Raw genomic sequence first — 18,507 nt, forward strand, 5'->3', positions numbered from 1 at the left:
ACTGGCGAAAATAAGTATTTCTTTTTTTAGTTGCCAAAGGCATTCAAAAAAATTATCTTTGTTTCAATAAAAATTAGCAGGAAAACATGGAAAACAGCAAATATCCTCAATTTACGTTTACATGGCTTGGAGGAGTGATCCTTTTGGTTGGAATGTTTGCAGGAACAACGGTCACTTCTTTTTTTAATGTCTTCTGGATGTTTGTATTTAAAGAGAACCTTCAGTATAAAGATTGGTTCTTTATGCTGGCTAATGCCACCGGATTTATTGCTGCCATTGCTTTTTTTGATTTTTTTATTGTGAGAAGAACCACGGGGAAGAAACTTAATTTCAATTTTTCGCCTACTAACTTTTACACGTATGTGCTTATTTTCCCGATGATGATTGGGATGATGTTTATTGGGGAATTCATTACTTCACAAATTCCGACTACAGGACCTTTTTTCGGAAAATACTATGAATTTTTCACCCAGCTGATGGATCAGTTAACGGATGATCCTGTGGTGATGGTAATCACAGCGGTAATCTGCGCTCCGATCTTTGAAGAGATTATTTTCAGAGGTATTATCCAGAAAGGGCTGATCAATAAAGGGGTGGAACCCCGGAAAGCCATTCTGTATGCTTCACTAATCTTTGGTGTTGTTCACGGGAATCCGTGGCAGCTGGTAGGTGCCATTTTATTGGGCTGTGTTTTGGGGCTGGTTTATTTTAAAACAAAATCTCTTCTTCTTCCGATGTTGTTGCATGGTTTTAATAATTTATGTTCAACATTATTGATTACGTATACTAAAAGCGAGAGTTTTGCAGAAGCTTTTAAAGTCTCTGAATGGATGGTTCTGGCTATCGGGCTCGTACTTTTCTCTTTGTTTTTATATCTTTTTACAAAAAGGAATAAAGTGCATTACAATGAGATTTAATTTTAAACACTAATTACACGAATATTTTCACAAATTTCACAAGATGAAATGGTTTTATTCGTGCAATTTATGTTTAAGCAAAAAATAAAATTTAAATAAATGAAATTGGATATGGAATTATTAGTAGCCACCCACAACGAACATAAAAAAGAAGAGATTCAGCAGATTTTAGGAAACGAATTTGTCGTGAAAAGCCTTACAGATTATGATATTCATGAGGAAATTGTAGAAGATGGCGATTCTTTTAATGCAAATGCTTTAATTAAAGCTAAATATTGCTTCGAGAAAACAGGAATTCCAAGTTTGGGCGACGACAGCGGTTTGGTGGTTGAATCTTTAGACGGTAGACCGGGGATTTTTTCTGCCCGTTATGCAGGAGATCACGATTTTGCTAAAAACATTGAAAAAGTGCTGAGCGAAATGGAAGGAGTTGAAAACAGAAAAGCTTATTTCATCACGGTTTTATGCTATTATGATCAAAATGGAGCTCAATATTTCGACGGAAGAGTTCACGGGAATTTATTAACTGAAAATAAAGGGTTCAAAGGATTCGGATACGACCCTATTTTTGTGCCTGAAGGTTATGACATGACCTTTGCTCAAATGGAACCGCGGGATAAAAATAAGATCAGCCACAGAAAGCAGGCGCTGGATTTATTTTTGGACTTCTTAAAGGGAAAAGAGTAAAATTCCGCTGAGGTTAAGATGAAGACAGAGGTCAGAATTAGGAAAATAAATCTAAATTCTGACCTTAATTTTAACCTTTGCCTCCACCTGATTCTTAACCTAAATCCGTACATTTGTCTTTATAATAAACAATTAATTTGAGTACTTATTTAACGATATTAGGCTTTAACTCAGCGATTCCTACCATTAATTCTTCCCCCACTGCACAGTTTTTGGAAATGGAAGAAAGGTCTTTTCTGATAGACTGCGGTGAAGGGACTCAGGTACAGCTGAGAAAAGCAAAGGCAAAATTTTCAAGAATTAATCATATTTTTATTTCACATCTTCATGGTGATCATTGTTTCGGTCTTCCGGGGCTGATTGCATCTTTCCGGTTATTGGGAAGAGATACTCCGCTGCATGTTTATGGACCTAAAGGAATAAAAAAAATGCTGGACACCATCTTTACCATTACGGAAACCCACCGTGGCTTTGAAGTGGTGTATCATGAGCTGGATAAAGATTATTCTGAGAAAATATACGAAGATAACAGGGTAGAGGTATATACAATTCCTTTGGATCACAGGATTTACTGTAACGGTTATTTATTTAAAGAAAAACCGAAAGAAAGACATCTGAACATGAAGGAGATTGCGAAATACAGTGAAATAGAATCCTGTGATTACCATCATATCAAAGCAGGAAGAGATTTTGTGTTGAGCGATGGCTATGTTCTGAAGAATGAAATTCTGACGACAGATCCTGCGTCTCCTGTTTCGTATGCCTTTTGCAGCGACACCAGATATTTGGAAAGTGTTATCCCGATCATTAAAAATGCGACGGTTCTGTATCATGAATCAACATTTTTGCACGATTTAAAAGAAATGGCAGATTATACGGGGCATACCACCGCGCTGGAAGCAGCAACCATCGCACAGAAAGCACAGGTTGGGAAGTTGATTCTTGGGCATTTTTCGAATCGTTACGGAGATTATACGGTATTTACAGATGAGGCAAGACCTATTTTCCCGAATACTTTTTTACCGAAGGCTCTGGAGCCTGTGAAAATTTAAAAATTTATGTTGAAATTTGAAGAATTAAAAGTCTTCTTAGATGAAAAGGCTGATCAATACAATGATCCTGAGTTTATAGACAATGATCCGATTCAGATTCCGCATCGTTTTTCTTTGAAACAAGATATAGAGATTGCGGGTTTTCTGGCGGCTACTATTTCCTGGGGAAACCGGAAATCAATTATCAATTCGGCTGAAAAAATGCTGGATATCATGGGGAATTCTCCCTACGATTTCGTGATGAATTACTCTGAGAAAGAATTGGACGATATCAGGGATCAAAGTATTCACCGGACATTTAACGGGGAAGATTTTTCTTATTTTATCAGTCAGTTTAACAGGATTTATACAGAAAATAATACACTGGAAAATTTGTTTAAGGTAAATGATTCAGAAATCAATTTTTCGCATGCTATCGAAAGGTTCAGAACCCAATTTCTAGGTATTGAAAAGCACAGAACGCACAAGCACGTGAGTTCGCCTTATAAAAACTCATCCACAAAAAGAATCATCATGTTTCTGAGATGGATGGTTCGTAAAGATAAGAGAGGCGTGGATTTTGGGATCTGGGAAAGCATTAACCAAAGAAATTTATCCATACCTTTAGATGTGCATACGGGAAATATTTCCAGAAAACTGGGGCTGATTACCCGAACGCAGAACGACTGGAAAACCGTAGAGGAGCTGGACCTTGTGATCAGGCAGTTTGATGCAGAAGATCCCGCCAAATATGATTTCGCATTGTTTGGATTGGGGGTAACCAAGGAATTATTATAAAAAAACATGCAATGAAAAGCTATTCTGAAAAAACTGAGATCTTAGAAAAGATCGCGAACGGAATTACGTGGTGGATTGGCTCTATTCCTTCACTCATCGCTCATACCTTATTTTTCATTGTCTCGTTCCTGCTTCCGCTGCTGCATCTGGTTGAATTTGATAAAATGCTGCTGATCCTTACAACGGTAGTTTCTCTGGAGGCTATTTATCTTGCGATTTTTATACAGATGTCTGTGAATAAAAGTCATGAGAAGATAGAGGATATTCAGGAAGATATTGAGGATATTCAGGAAGATATCGAGGAAATTAGTGAGGATATTGAAGAGATTAGCGAGGATATCGAGGAAATAAGTGAAGATATTGAAGGGATTAATGAAGATATTGAAGATATTCAGGAGGATATTGAAGAAATTAATGAAGAGGAAGATGATGAAGATCATAGCGAAAGGGCAAAAACGGTGATGCTGAAAAGCAATGTGAATTCAAATAAAAACGAGATCAAGGCATTGAAAGATAAAATTCAGGAGCTGCAGGATATGATTGATGAATTGAAAAAAGATTAAATCTATACCTGCTCGACCAATATGCAAATAATATATTTACAAAAAAGACTAATCGCAGATTAGTCTTTTTTGTTTTCAAATTAAAACAAAATTAAAAACGGATTAGAATTTAAATAATTTGAATTATTGTTGTTAATTATAACATTTAGGATGCGTTTTAAATCGAAAAAAGTAGTATTTTTGAACAAACAACAATAAAATGTTAAAGTATAGACTAAAAAATTACCTTTTTCTCTTAGTGCTATTATTTGTTTCAGCATCTTTATTCTCTCAGAGGAAATACCCTAAGAACATTGTCAACTCTACAAACAATAAAGCGGGTGTTTTTATTGATGTGAATGCGGCCGGTTATGCACCATCAAATTATACACCGGAGCAGCTGGTGAAAGATATTCTGATCAATGGGGGGTCTACCTGTTCGGTTCCGGACGTTAGCAATGTTTCGATAACACCCAACCAGCCTATTTCTAATAATGACCGCTTTTGGGGATATTTTCATAAAGGAACGACCAACTTTCCTTTTACAGACGGTATTGTCTTAACCACCGGAATGGCAAGACAGGCGGGAAATGTGGCTTCAGGGGCAAGTTATACGATACCTGGGGCAGGAGTGGATGACCCGGATCTTCTGGCCGCTGTTCCTAATCCAACGCCCAGTAATCATTATAATGATAATGTAATGCTGGAGTTCGACTTTGTGCCGAATTCCAATCAGATAAAATTCAATTATTTATTTGCTTCTGAGGAATATTCAGGAAGTTATCCCTGTCAGTACTCGGATGCTTTTGCCTTATTAATAAGACCGGTTTCGGGAGGACCTTATGTAAATATGGCTGTTCTGCCTAATAATGCAGGTCCCGTAGCAATGACCAATATCCACCCGCTCATCACGGGATTTGGGGGTTGTGCCGCAATTAACGAACAGTACTTTGACGGGTATAATTCTACCCCAAATATTGTGACCAATTATGACGGGAGAACAGTGCCATTAACAGCGGTAGCTGATGTGACACCCGGCGTTGCTTATCATTTCAAAATGGTTTTATCTGACTACAGAGACTGGAGTTTTGACTCTGCTGTTTTTATCGAAGGTGGATCTTTTGATATCGGTATTAAAATTGTTGACGGAAATGGGGTTTTACTGCCTAATGAAGTTAAAATGTGTGACAATACACCACAAACTTTGGTTGCCCAGGTAGCTGCGGTACCAGGGATGCTTTATCAATGGTTTAAAGATGGTACGGCAATCAATGGTGCAACATCAGGTTCTTATGTTGCCACTTCTCCGGGAGATTATGAGGTGAAAATTTCTGTTCCTGGAAACAACTGCCCAGGCTCTGCTGTGATTACTATTGTGGGTGGGACGACTCCAACGGCTCAGAATGCCAGTCTGAAGCTATGTTCAACGCCAACCAACAGTACATTTAATTTAAATGACGCTAAACCTCTAATCAGTACAACTACAGGGGCTGTATTCCGTTTTTATACGACTCAAGGTGGAGCACAGGCTCAGGACAACACATTTATTCCCGACTCAACGCTTTCATCTTACAACGGAACCGACGGTCAGGTTTTATACGTGCTTGTTTCCAATGGAGCTTTTTGTAGTAAAGTGGTTACTTTAACATTGAATAAAGAGGATTTACCTATTGCCCAGCTTAATGCATCCAGGTTAAGAATTTGTGTTGGAGAGTCTGTTACCTTAACAGCTTCCGGAGGCGCTACTTACCAATGGGGAGATACCTCTGCGACAGGAGCTGTAAGAACAGTAAGCCCAACCCAGACCACAACCTATACAGTGGATGCCTTAGGAGTACAGGGATGTAAATCTGTAACGCCTGCTACCATCACCATAGAGGTAGTTCCGGCAATTACCTCTGACTTAAAAGGTGGGATGATCTGTGAAGGTGATCAGATTACTTTAGATGCAGGTACAGGGCCTAATCATACCTATTTATGGAATACAGGAGATACCTCACAGACAATTACAGTGAGTACTCCCGGGGCGTATACGGTAACAGTTACGAATGGAGTTTGTACAAAATCGTATACTACTCAGGTAATCAGAGCTATTATTCCGGAGGTTATTAAAGTAGATTATAACGAAAACGGAGTCATGACGCTTACGGCAAGTAATCCGAGTAACGGCCCGTTGGAATATTCTGTTGATAATGGAGTGACCTGGCAGAACTCAAATGTTTTTTCGGGAGTTCCGAGAAATAAGGTGATTCAGATCAGGGTAAGAGTTAAAAATACAAGTTGTGTAGGCTTTTTAGAATATTTCACTTTTGTTATGCAGAACGTGATTACACCAAACGGAGATAATGTTAATGACATGATCGATTTCAGAGGGGTAAGTGAATATAAGGATTTTAAAGGTTTTGTTTTCGATCGTTATGGAAAGACGGTCTTTACGGCCAGTAAAATGACTCCTTACTGGGACGGATATTTCCAGGGTAAGCGTCTTCCAACAGCAACTTATTGGTACCAGGTGACTTTTGAGGATCCTGCCAGCAAGCAGTTAACCGTAAAAACGGGTTGGATTTTACTGAAAAATATAGAATAAGTCATTCACTTGATAATTTAAAAGACTAACAGATTTGTTAGTCTTTTTTTATTTAATCGTGAAAAGTAAAATTGTTATTGACTCATAAATAAAAATATATTACTAATAATACAAATTCTATAGAATTAAATTTAAATCAAAAAAAATAGTATTTTTGTTTAAAATAATATAAAATGTTAAATAGGAGGACAAGAAGTTTATTTTTAACTTTAGGGATGGCTCTTGTAAGTACTTTTGCTTTTTCTCAAAACAGAAAAATGGGAAGTACTCAAAAAGCAACGCCCTCTACAATGAAGGCCGGAACTTTTATAGATGTTAATACCACACCGTATCCGGAATCTAATTACAGTATTACCCAATTGGTAAAGGAGGTATTAATTTCCGGAGGTTCTACCTGTACCACAGCCAATGTAAGCAATGTGGTTGTTTCTCCTAATTTAGCAGCAAGCAATCTGGGCAGAAGCTGGGGCTTTTTCAATAAGGGGACGACTGCTTTTCCCTTCGATAAAGGAATTATACTTACTACGGGACATGCCCGGAAAGCGGGAAATGCCTTTCAGTCGGGTCAGTTGAATGATGGCTTGCCTACGATGGGGGATGTTGATCTTGCCAATGCATTGGGTATTAGTAATTCAGATCTTAGAGATGCAACCTTTATTGAGTTTGATTTTGTTCCCACTTCTACCGAAGTTAGCTTCAGATATATTTTTGCTTCTGAAGAATATGAAAGTAACTATCCCTGCTCCATTGGGGACGGATTTGCCTTACTTCTAAGACCGGTTTCCGGAGGGCCTTATACCAATATGGCAGTTTTGCCTGGAGGAGCAGGACCTGTAAGTGTTACCAATATCCGTCCGAATACACAGTTTAACGGATCTCCTTTAGATTGTCCTGCAGTGAATGCCGGTTATTTTGGAGGGTATAATACGTCTAATATCGAAACGAATTTCAGTGGACGTACCATTCCTTTGACAGCTAAGGCTAACGTTACACCGGGAGTGGCGTATCATTTTAAAATGGTTTTAGCTGATTATCAGGATTCTAATTATGATTCGGGAGTTTTCCTGGAAGCAGGCTCCTTTAATATAGGGGTTAAAATTCTGGATCCCGCAGGCGTTCAGTTGCCTTCGTCAGTTAATATGTGTGACAATACTCCACAGACTTTTACTGCATCTGTACAAGGTTCCGGTGCCGTATACCAGTGGTTTTTAAATAATGTAGCTATTTCAGGGCAAACCAGTGCCACTTACACGGCTACAGCGCCGGGCACGTATTCTGTTCAGGTTTTATTACCCGGAAATACATGTCCGGGAACGGCAACTGTTACCGTAGTTGGGGGAACATCTCCTACGGTACAGAATGCGACTTTAACTGCATGTTATGTACCCGGCAATCCGTTGTATAACTTACTATCTGCTCAGTCTGCCATCAGCACAACGCCCGGAGCTACTTTCTCATACTATATAAATCAGGCTGATGCGGTAGCGGGAAATGGAAATACCATCGCTACACCAACCTCTTTTTCAAGTCCCGGAAATCAGACAATCTATGTACTTGTAAAAAATGGGTTCTGCTCCAAAATTGCCCAACTGCAATTGGTCAAAGCTACCCAGTCAACCGTTACGATTGCTCCGCCAACTGTTCTGACATGTGCTAATTCTCAGATTACTTTGAATGCTTCGGCCTCAACCTATCCTGCAGGCGCTGTATTCAATTGGACGACCACGGGAGGAAATATTGTTTCCGGGGGAAATACTTTAAATCCGGTGGTTAATACGGCGGGAACTTATACTTTAACGATATCCAATACCTATCAGCCGGGAAATACAATTTGTTCAGCATCAGGTTCAATCACGGTTACAGGAGACAGCGCGCCGCCTTCAACGGGTCTTACGGCTTCCAAAATTCAGATTTGCGAGGGTGAATCTGTTACTTTGACGGCGAGTGGAGGAGCAACTTATACTTGGCAAGGTCTTACAGGAACAGGGAATACGCAAACGGTAACACCTACGACAACGACAATTTATACTGTAACGGCAGTGGGTGCAAACGGATGTGTTTCTCAAAATCCAGCAACGATTACCATTGAAGTTTCTCAGCCTATCACGGTGAGCAATGCTTCCTTGATCAAATGTTATCAACCGGGAAATATAACTTATGATTTAACCTCGGCACAACCACAAATGACAACGGTGGCGGGTGTTACTTTTGCTTATTATCTTGTTCAGGCTGATGCCTTGGCAGGAAATGCAAATACCATTGCAACGCCTACTGCATATCAAAGTGCAGCGAATCAAACTATCTATGTTTTGGTTAAAAATGGGGGTTGTAGCTATGTGGTCACTTTACAATTGATAAGAACGGCAGCTACGGATCTTGTGGTGGCAGCTCCTCAGACAATTACCTGTACGACAACTCAAGTTGCCTTGAATGCTTCTGCTTCTGTAGTTCCTGCGGGTTCTACAATTCTATGGACAACATCAGGTACGGGAAATATTGTTTCGGGTGCCAATACTTTAACTCCGATTGTTAATCAAGGCGGGACATATACTTTAACGGTAACAAATGTTACACAACCACAAAATTTAACTTGTACTTATACTATTAGCGTAAACGTTGTTAAAGATACTACGCCTCCGGTAACAACGGTAACCTCATCGCTTCCTCAGATTTGTGCGGGAGAGTCAGTTACTTTAACAGCTTCGGGGGGGGCTACCTATATTTGGGGAAATGGTCTTACAGGAACAGGAAGCACTCAAACTGTATCTCCTACAAATACTACTGTTTATACAGTAACAGCAATTGGAGCTAACGGATGCGTATCTGGAACGCCTGCGACGGTAACGGTAATTGTTGGACCGCCAGTAGCAATTTTAGCTGCTTCAAAAAGTAAAATTTGTGCCGGAGAAACGATTACATTAACGGCTTCAGGAGGTGTTACGTATGAATGGATCGGTCTGCCAGGAAATGGACCAACTCAAACTGTGACACCATTAACAACAACGACTTATGAAGTATTTGCATTAGGAGGAAATGGATGTAAGGTGGCAAATCCTACAACGATTAAAATCGAAGTTGTTCCAGCAATTGAATCTACTTTACAGGATGTGTATGTATGCGTGGGAGATACCGGAATTTTAGATGCTGGTGCAGGTCCGAACTATACTTATCTTTGGAGTAACGGAGCAACAACGCAAACTATTTCTACAAATGTGGTGGGACCTTATTCTGTGACGATCAGTAACGGAGTTTGTTCTAAAACATTCTCAGCACAGTTATTGAATCCGAATTTACCGCAATTTACCAATGTAGGCTACGAAAATCATATACTTACGCTTACTGCAACCAACCCAACAGGTGGTACTTTAGAATATTCTATTGATGGCGGAGTAACTTGGCAAAATTCAAATGTATTCTATAATGTTTTGGATAATGCGAATTACAATTTTATGGTCAGAGTCATTGGTGCGAAATGTAGTACAACATTGCAATATTTTACATTTGTTGTGGCAAATGCCATCACACCGAATTATGATGGAGTAAACGATGAGGTAGATTTTACAGGAATCAGTAATTACAATAATTTCTCTGCATCTATTTTCGACAGATATGGTGCTGAAATATTTAAAGCCTCGAAAGGAAATACAGTCTGGAGAGGGACTGTGAAAGGGCTTGTGTTACCGACTGCTACCTATTGGTACCGAGTACAGTGGGAAAATCCTGCGAGTAAAAAAACGGAGCAGCGCTCTGGCTGGATTCTACTTAAAAACAGGAATTAACAATTAGTTAAAATTAAAAACATTATAATTCAAAAGTCTTTCTAATCTGAAAGACTTTTGTTTTTTATGGTAAAAAAAGCTAAATATCTATGTGGTTTATTTAAAAAAAAATTAAATTTGTTGAAACAAAAGTATTATGAGAAGATATCTACCGTTTTTATTATTTTTAGTTTCATCCAATTTCCTATTTTCACAAAATTCCCCCCCCAGAAAAGTAAATTCCAAACCGAGAGCGAACCTTGACAAAAAAGCAGGTGCATTCATTGATGTTAATGATCCTTCTTATGCGGAGTCTTCCTACACTGTAGAACAATTGGTAAAAGATGTATTGATCTCGTCAGGGACGAACTCTTGTCTTACGCCCAATGTTTCTAATGTCGTGATAAATCCCGGGCTTAGCGCCAGTGATCCTGACAGGGCTTGGGGATATTTTAACAGAGCCACAACTGCCTTTCCTTTTAAGGACGGGATTATTTTAATGACCGGTAAGGCCAGTGAAGCAGGAAACTCTTATATCGATGTCGATACCCCTATTAGTACCCTGGGATTCACTCTGGGAACAGGGAGTGATGCTGATCTTGTAGCAGCGACCAATCCCTCTGTCTCACTACAGGATACCGCCATCCTGGAGTTTGATTTCGTTCCGACTTCCTCTCAGGTAAAATTCAATTACCTGTTTGCTTCCGAGGAATATACAGGAGGCTTCCCATGTAGCTTTTCGGATGCATTTGCTTTATTGCTAAGGCCTACTGCAGGTGGTCCTTATGTGAATATGGCAGTTCTTCCTAGTGGTGCGGGCCCAGTAAGTGTAACCAATATACGCCCTGATACTGAATTTAGCGGTGCTGTCCTTTCCTGTGGTGCCGTAAACCCAACCTTTTTCGGGGGCTATAATACCGCAAATATTGAAACCAACTTCAGCGGGCGAACAATTCCGCTTACGGCTACAGCAACTGTAGTCCCTGGGCAGTCTTATCATTTTAAAATGGTAATTGCTGATGCTTCAGACAGAAGATATGACTCTGCTGTTTTCCTTGAAGGGGGCTCATTTAACATTGGGGTAGAATTGTTAGATCCTAGTGGTGCTGCTTTACCTCCTTCAGTGAATGTTTGTGATAATGTTCCACAGGTAATTACGGCTTCTGTAAGCGATCCTAATTTGCTGTATAAGTGGTACAGAGACGGTGTGGAAATTCCCGGAGCAACTTCCAATACAATTACGGTGGTGACACCGGGAGATTACGAGATTGAAGTTTCTGTTCCCGGAAATCCTTGTCCTGGTAAGGCTTCTATCAAAGTAAATGGAGGATTCACCCCACTGGCACAGGATGCTACCTTATTACTATGTACGACCCCCGATATTACAACCTATGATTTGAATCTGGCAATGCCTTTAATCAGTCCTACACCAGGTGCCGTTTTCCATTTTTATGAAGATCAGGCAGATGCATTGGCACAGAATGGTAATTATATCACCAATATCTTAAACTACAATGGTAGCGATGGTCAAATTTTATATACTGTCGTTTCAAATGGATTCTTTTGTAGTAAATTGATTGAGCTGACGTTAGCAAAAGAAGCTACCCCAACGGCTCAGGTAAGCTCCAATAGAGTAAAAGTATGTCCGGGAGAACCCGTAATACTGAAAGCTACAGGTGGTGCTACGTATCTGTGGGAAAACTTCCCGGGAACAGGAGATACCCAAACTGTCAATGTACATCAGACGACAACATTTAAAGTATATGCAGTAGGACCGAAAGGATGCCGATCTCTGAATCCGGCTTTGGTTACGGTTGAAGTAACGGATCCACTGACAAGCCCTCTGAAAGATGTAGAAATGTGTATCGGAGACCGCGTAACATTGGATGCAGGAGCCGGAACAAACTATAAATATTTATGGAGCAACGGAGCAACAACCCAGACCATCAATGTAGATCAGATGGGAATTTATACCGTTGAGATCGACAATGGATTCTGCAAAAAGATTTTCGAGGCTAAAGTGATGGGAGCTGCTATTCCGTTTTTTACGAATTTAAGCTATGATAATGACCATAATTTAACAGTGATTGCTGCTAATCCTCCGATTAATAATATTACGGGAGTTCTTGAGTATTCCATTGATAACGGAATCAATTGGCAGGATTCAAACGTATTTACAAACCTTCTGGATAATAATACCTATACTATTTTTGTAAGGGTGAAAGGAACTTCCTGTTTAGGAACAATTGAATTCTTTACGCTGAAAATCAATAATATTATAACTCCGAACGAAGATGGGGTGAACGATGTACTGGATCTGACGCCAATGACGAAATACAAAAATTTCCTGGGGTCTATTTATGATCGATACGGTGCTGAGATGTTTAAATTCTCGAAAGACACACCGATCTGGAATGGGACTGTAGGAGGCAAGAGGTTGCCAACAGGTACCTATTGGTATAAATTTAACTTTGACTATGATAAGTCCAAAGTGAAAATGGAAAGATCAGGATGGATCCTTCTTAAAAACAGAGAATAACTATATCATGTATTGTTGTAAAATGCCTTTCAATTATTTTGAAAGGCATTTTGTTTGTCAACTTGTTTTTTCGCTATTCACTTATATTTATTATAATTAGTAAAGACTTTGATAGCGATACTGGACATAAAAGGAGATTAATACCATTTTATCTTTGAAATTTCCTTTGGATTATTCAGCTCCTGCGGGGTTATAATATCGGATCAGTTTCAAAACTTGGGGAGAAATTCTTTAGATGTATTTTTTGCCACGAATGCACTAATATTTTTTATTTGCCTTAGAAGATGCTTTTTTGTTGGTTTTTCGCAAAGCCGCAAAGATATATTTTCAATACTTTATGTTTTTAAGGCGTAAGGATTTTATCAAAGATAAAATGGAGGGCTGAAAAATAATCGCCACGAATGCACGAATATTTTTATTTCGCCCAGATCGCAAAGATTTTCACAGATGCTGCTGTTTCTGTTGGTTTTTCGCAGAGACGTAAAGATATTTTTTAATGCTTTATGTTTTTAAGACGCAAGGATTTTATCAGAGATAAAATGGAGGGGTTTTAATATTGCCACGAATGTACGAATATTCTTATTTCTCACAGATTTCTCATATTTAGAGCCCATCATTAGAAAATCAAAGATTTTCCACAGATGATATCGTTCATTTTCTTTGCTTATCTTTTCCTGTTTTTTATAGGTAGAACGGTTGGGTGAGACTTAAAACAGAGGTGTCAAAAAACTTGGGGTGGCTTTGTGTTCAATATGTAAAGTGTAAGGAAAAGAATCCGCTTCATTTGCAAAATCTGCGAGAGCAAAAAATTTCATCTTACATTATCTAACCTTTTTTGCCTAGTCCCCAACTTTTGTACTTGATCCGAGAAGGGTAAGAGTGCGAAACAGACTTTAATGGGGGTACTTTTTTATGACAACCAACAAAGAGTCATCATATAAATAAGGTAGTCTCGTGTTGTGGTCTGTCAATAAAAGGCTGCCTCACACTTGTAAAGCAGCCTTTATTAGAAAAAATAGAAAGTATTAAAATTTAGATTTTTTTGAATTGATATTGGTCTGAATTAAAAATTCTCATTAACCATTCACAATTCACTTTTTTATTTTACAATTAACTTTTTGGTTTCTGAGCTTCCGCCAAAAGTAATTTTTACCAGATAGTTTCCTGGGATCAGTCTTGACAAGTCTAAATCCTGTTTGTAGAATCCAGCCTGATTGCTTAATTCTGCCTGATAGACCTGTTTTCCTGTAAGGTCAAATACCTGTACATTTCCTTTGTTGTCAAGTTTTTCTTTAACATCAAACAAAACTGTTACTTTTTTATCTGCCGTAGTCGGGTTTGGATAAATACCGAAAGATGCTTTTTTACCGGCGATATCCGTAACACCTAACACAGACGTGATGTTTTTGTATTTGAAGTAAGTGTTTCCGCTTGTTTCACCTCCGTTTGATATGAAATACATTCTGTAGTAATCAGACCCTTGCTTTACATAATAAACTGCATCTGTATAAAAACCACTGGTAGGCTTCCAGGAATGACCTATTGAAGCGATATTGTTTGAGAATGAGGTAGAAGCTGGGAGTGTTGCAGCAGAAGTATCCTGAGTTTCAGGCTGTACTTTTGCAACAGTAATGTTTGGACTCTGTAAAACTCCTGCCATTTTATACATCATAGATCCTCCGGGATATACAAAATCGGTATAATATCTTGTAAACATAAGATCCCAATTTGCCTTTGGTGGTTCTAGATTTGCTACTTTTTCTCCTGTAGCGAATGAAAAATAGTTGAAGTAAGCATCATCAGTACCGTTTGCAATTGTTTTTGTCTGCGTAGGCTCCCATGTAGACGTAGCTGCATTCCATTTTGAATATTTGAAGGTATATCCTCCGAAATAATCATCAATCATGAATTTGATATACTGATCTGTTGAAACATATTTTAAAACAAAGATAATTTTTCCTTCTACATGGTGACTAGGTTGATAATCTCCCCATCCAAAAGATGCAGATCCTTGTTCGAAAGCCCCGTCTTGCAAACGTGTAGTAATATCCGGATTATATTTAGGTGCTCCCCAAGAACCAATATTTGCGATATTGATATTATCCCAGTTTGCAGGCACATTAGATGCCTCGTAAACCTGTATAGTCTGTGCATCATTAATTCTCGTACCAAAATCCATTGAAGAGTTTCTGTAAAAAGCAATATCCCATGTGTTGGCCGGCTGAGAAACAATGCTGTTTGCACTAAAATCGAAAAATACACGATTTTGATAAGCTGGTCCCATGGTAAGATTTACTGTGTTATATCCATTAGCATCTGTTTGAGCCAAAGCGGTTTGCTGAACTGAAAGGGCAAACAGAGAAGCCAAGAGTAATTTTGTTTTCATAATATCTTTAATGTTTAAATTCCTTATTTAGAATGATTCCACAAAACTATAAAATAATTTTTATTAATTCTAAATAAAAACATGATATTTATCGTGTTTGAACATTAAATTTCTGAAATATGCTTATGTAATGGGCTTTTTTGGATGATTTGAAAAGAAAAAGCCGACTTATGAAAATTCATAAATCGGCTTATTTAATATGATTAGTCTAATAAAATCTTATTTCTTGATGAATTTTGATTTTGTTGCTGTTCCGTCTGCTTCTTCAATAAGAACGAAATAAACACCTGACTGAAGTTGGCTGATGTCAACTCTAGAATTATTTAGCTTACCATCAGACACTTTAGTTCCTAATGCAGAGTATACCTGAACATTTTTAGGATCTTTCTTCGCTACAAACTGTAATGCTGTGTTATCTGCAGTTACTGCAAACTGAGTACTCTTACTAGAAAATTTTACATTGTCAGAAACTGCGAGGCTACTTGCAGGTGTAAGCACTATATTATCAAGGCGTAACGCTTGGTGAGCAGAGTTTGCAGAAAACTTAAATGCAATATACTGGTATGATGATGAAGGAACATTAAAAGTTGTGTTAGTAGCTGTAGCTGTTGAAATAGGGGTTATTGTTCCGATAGATGTAAATGTAGACATATCGGTAGGATTTGCAACTAATCCTATTTCAAGAGTTCCGTTTCCTCCAGGAATTCCTCCAATTCTTAAAGTAGTGACAGAAATCGTCTGTCCTCCTGAAGGAGCAACAATTTGTGGAGAAATTAAGTAAAAAGGAATGTTAGGAGATGTAAAAGAATAAGCTTGAATATATTTATCAGCAATTCCATTAGGCCCCTCAACAGTTAGAACAGGATCAGCCGATGGATCTACAGGATTAATTTTTGTTGTCCATCCATTTTGAGGTAAAGAACCTGTTCCTAAAGTTGTAAATGAATCGAAATTTTCATTAATAAATGCTACTTGTGCATTAGCTGTAACAGCCGTAAACATCAAAGCTCCTAAAAGTAGTTTTAATTTCATAACGTTATTTTTATTTAGAATTATTCCACAAAAATACACAATTATTTTTAATTGTTCTAAATAAAGCGCTATATTTGCGAAAAATTTTTGCGTCTATGAAGAAGAAAGTGCTTTCTTTACTGTCATTGTCTGCCGTTCTATGGGTAAATGCACAGGAAAAAGATTCTCTACAACAGAAAAATATAGAAGAGGTTGTCATCACAGGACAATATATGCAACAATCTATCAATAAATCTATTTATAAAGTTGAAGTAATTGATGCACAGCAAATTAAAAATATGGCTGTGACCAATGCAGCAGAGGTTCTAAATCAAAATCTTAATATCTTAGTTGAACCCAATTCTGGATCTGGAGATTCTAATGCCAATATTATGGGGCTTAGCGGTCAGTATACGAAGGTTCTTATTGATAATATTCCTGTAGTAAGCGATCAGGGAATGGGAAATCTTGTAGATCTTTCAAAAATCAATGTTAATAATATTGAAAGAATTGAGATTGTAAAAGGTTCTATGGGAGTTGAATATGGTAATAATGCTGTTGCAGGTGTTATCAATATCATTACCAAGAAAAATTATTCTAAAAAATTCAATGCCTTAATTTCTTTACAGGAAGAAACCGTTGGAAAGGATTACGATTGGTTTAAAAAAGGTAATGGGCGTCATGTTCAATCCTTAAATTTAGGATATAGAATCAATGATAATTGGTCGGTAAGTGCAGACATAAACCATAATGATTTCCAAGGATTCAAAGGAAAATATAATGGTTATAAATATTTTAGTGAAGGTAACGACGGACTAAGAGGATATGAATGGCTTCCGAAAGATCAACTCATCACAAATGCTGCCGTTAGATATGCGAAAGGAAGTACGTCATTCTTCTATAAGGTAAATTATCTTAATGAAGAAATCAATAGCTATAACCAAATTATAAATCCTGATTATGAATCCGGAAGCAAAACTTTTGTAGCTAAAGACAGAAATTACTTTACCAATAGATGGCTTCATCAGTTTAATATTCAAACTAAACTTGGAAGAATAAATTATAACGGAGATTTTTCTTATCAGACACAGAAAAGAAAATATCAGGAATATGATTATGATGTTCCTAATAGAGCAACACTTTCTAAAGATCCGGAGCTTACTTATTATGAGTCAAAAGTATTGTATTCTAGAGGGATGTTCAGTAATTTCCTTAATAGCGATAAGATTAATTTTCAGTTAGGATATGAATTAGACAGAACGGAAGGTTATGCAAATTCTGTCACTTTTGAATCTAATAATAACGGAAAAAATATTAATAGAACCATATTCAATTATGCCAATTTCTTATCTGCTGAATGGAAGGCTAATAATTGGTTATCATTACGTCCAGGAGTGAGATTGGCTTTAAGTGATAAATTTGATTCACAATATAATTATTCAGTAACTGCAAAATTTAATACTTCTCAGAATTCAGATATACGTGCCGTATTCGGATCAGCAAATAGATTTCCTACTTATGATGAATTGTATACTTTCGTAGTAGATAACAATCATGACATTCGTGGAAATGAAAATCTTAAACCTGAAACAGGGTATTCAGCAGGATTATTCTGGGATTATAACACCAGCTCTTCTGGAGCTTGGAAATTTAATCTAAGTTTATCTGGAATGTATCTAGATGTGAATGATAGAATAGAAAGTGTTATTATAAATCTTGAACCTTTAAAATATACGTATTTAAACGTTAACAAATATAAATCAATGTTATTCGGAGGAGGCTTGAATATTCGCAAAGATAATTTAACTTTAAATACCGGTGTTTCTGTTATGGGAGTTTCACAAGCTTTAAATACAGGACAAATTACTTCGCCTAGTGACTATAACTATTATGTTGAAGCAAATTTAGGGGCAAATTACACATTGGATAATACAAAAACACTCTTTGCTTTATATTATAAATATACAGGTAAGAGAAAACAATTTACATATATTCCTTCCACTAGTTTGAGCACAGATCCAGGTAAGTTTGTATTGGGTGAAGTTCAAGATTTTAATATGTTGAATTTTACGGTGTCACAGCCTTTTTTCAAAGATCATTTTGAAGTAAGCCTTGGTATCAAGAATATTTTTGATGTCTCTACTATTAGAAATACTGTTTCTGCTGGTGATGCTCACAACGCAGGTAATGGAAATCAAAACCTTTTCTACGGCAGAAGTTATTTTGCTAGAGTAAACTACAATTTTTAAAA

The 18,507-nt window shown here is 37.6% G+C and carries 11 protein-coding genes; 9 read left to right on the forward strand and 2 right to left on the reverse strand.

Annotated elements, in window-relative coordinates:
- The first annotated feature begins 86 nt into the window (after positions 1–86).
- The 8 genes from VUJ46_RS22470 to VUJ46_RS22505 all read left to right on the forward strand — a co-directional run bounded on the left by VUJ46_RS22470 (position 87) and on the right by VUJ46_RS22505 (position 12,859).
- Positions 87–917: a CPBP family intramembrane glutamic endopeptidase gene (locus VUJ46_RS22470; protein WP_326982882.1), complete on the forward strand. Its 831-nt coding sequence runs from the start codon at positions 87–89 to the stop codon at positions 915–917.
- 111 nt (positions 918–1,028) lie between these two features.
- A complete protein-coding gene (gene rdgB, locus VUJ46_RS22475; RefSeq protein WP_442784938.1) occupies positions 1,029–1,604 on the forward strand; it encodes an RdgB/HAM1 family non-canonical purine NTP pyrophosphatase in 576 nt (191 codons plus the stop codon).
- Between the two features lie 137 nt (positions 1,605–1,741).
- Positions 1,742–2,656: a ribonuclease Z gene (locus VUJ46_RS22480; RefSeq protein WP_326982883.1), complete on the forward strand. Its 915-nt coding sequence runs from the start codon at positions 1,742–1,744 to the stop codon at positions 2,654–2,656.
- A gap of 6 nt (positions 2,657–2,662) precedes the next feature.
- Entirely contained in the window at positions 2,663–3,433 is a 771-nt protein-coding gene (locus tag VUJ46_RS22485; protein ID WP_442784939.1) for a TIGR02757 family protein, read from the forward strand.
- 11 nt (positions 3,434–3,444) lie between these two features.
- Positions 3,445–3,996: a DUF1003 domain-containing protein gene (locus VUJ46_RS22490; RefSeq protein WP_326982884.1), complete on the forward strand. Its 552-nt coding sequence runs from the start codon at positions 3,445–3,447 to the stop codon at positions 3,994–3,996.
- Positions 3,997–4,195: 199 nt separating this feature from the next.
- Positions 4,196–6,562 carry a choice-of-anchor L domain-containing protein gene (locus VUJ46_RS22495; protein WP_326982885.1) on the forward strand — a complete coding sequence of 789 codons (2,367 nt, stop codon included), beginning with the start codon at positions 4,196–4,198 and terminating at the stop codon, positions 6,560–6,562.
- Between the two features lie 173 nt (positions 6,563–6,735).
- A complete protein-coding gene (locus VUJ46_RS22500) occupies positions 6,736–10,341 on the forward strand; it encodes a choice-of-anchor L domain-containing protein (RefSeq protein WP_326982886.1) in 3,606 nt (1,201 codons plus the stop codon).
- A 136-nt stretch (positions 10,342–10,477) separates the two neighbouring features.
- A complete protein-coding gene (locus VUJ46_RS22505) occupies positions 10,478–12,859 on the forward strand; it encodes a choice-of-anchor L domain-containing protein (protein ID WP_326982887.1) in 2,382 nt (793 codons plus the stop codon).
- Between the two features lie 1,099 nt (positions 12,860–13,958).
- On the opposite strand, the gene VUJ46_RS22510 is transcribed toward VUJ46_RS22505, so the two are convergent.
- Together VUJ46_RS22510 and VUJ46_RS22515 are read right to left on the reverse strand one after the other, a co-directional pair.
- Positions 13,959–15,245 carry a T9SS type A sorting domain-containing protein gene (locus tag VUJ46_RS22510; RefSeq protein ID WP_326982888.1) on the reverse strand — a complete coding sequence of 429 codons (1,287 nt, stop codon included), beginning with the start codon at positions 15,243–15,245 and terminating at the stop codon, positions 13,959–13,961.
- 219 nt (positions 15,246–15,464) lie between these two features.
- The gene (locus VUJ46_RS22515; RefSeq protein WP_326982889.1) at positions 15,465–16,277 is read right to left on the reverse strand and encodes a T9SS-dependent choice-of-anchor J family protein; all 813 of its coding nucleotides are present in this window, start codon (positions 16,275–16,277) and stop codon (positions 15,465–15,467) included.
- A gap of 95 nt (positions 16,278–16,372) precedes the next feature.
- On the opposite strand from VUJ46_RS22515, the gene VUJ46_RS22520 reads away from it, so the two are divergent.
- Positions 16,373–18,505 carry a TonB-dependent receptor plug domain-containing protein gene (locus tag VUJ46_RS22520; protein WP_326982890.1) on the forward strand — a complete coding sequence of 711 codons (2,133 nt, stop codon included), beginning with the start codon at positions 16,373–16,375 and terminating at the stop codon, positions 18,503–18,505.
- Positions 18,506–18,507 lie beyond the last annotated feature (2 nt).

Origin of the sequence: Chryseobacterium sp. MYb264, assembly GCF_035974275.1 — a bacterium.
In the GTDB taxonomy this organism is placed as follows: Bacteria; Bacteroidota; Bacteroidia; order Flavobacteriales; family Weeksellaceae; genus Chryseobacterium.

Coding starts and splice junctions, on each gene's coding strand:
- rdgB (WP_442784938.1), top strand. CDS start 1,029: ATGGAATTATTAGTAGCCACCCACAACGAACATAAAAAAGAAGAGATT.
- VUJ46_RS22515 (WP_326982889.1), bottom strand. CDS start 16,277: ATGAAATTAAAACTACTTTTAGGAGCTTTGATGTTTACGGCTGTTACA.
- VUJ46_RS22500 (WP_326982886.1), top strand. CDS start 6,736: ATGTTAAATAGGAGGACAAGAAGTTTATTTTTAACTTTAGGGATGGCT.
- VUJ46_RS22505 (WP_326982887.1), top strand. CDS start 10,478: ATGAGAAGATATCTACCGTTTTTATTATTTTTAGTTTCATCCAATTTC.
- VUJ46_RS22520 (WP_326982890.1), top strand. CDS start 16,373: ATGAAGAAGAAAGTGCTTTCTTTACTGTCATTGTCTGCCGTTCTATGG.
- VUJ46_RS22470 (WP_326982882.1), top strand. CDS start 87: ATGGAAAACAGCAAATATCCTCAATTTACGTTTACATGGCTTGGAGGA.
- VUJ46_RS22495 (WP_326982885.1), top strand. CDS start 4,196: ATGTTAAAGTATAGACTAAAAAATTACCTTTTTCTCTTAGTGCTATTA.
- VUJ46_RS22490 (WP_326982884.1), top strand. CDS start 3,445: ATGAAAAGCTATTCTGAAAAAACTGAGATCTTAGAAAAGATCGCGAAC.
- VUJ46_RS22510 (WP_326982888.1), bottom strand. CDS start 15,245: ATGAAAACAAAATTACTCTTGGCTTCTCTGTTTGCCCTTTCAGTTCAG.
- VUJ46_RS22485 (WP_442784939.1), top strand. CDS start 2,663: ATGTTGAAATTTGAAGAATTAAAAGTCTTCTTAGATGAAAAGGCTGAT.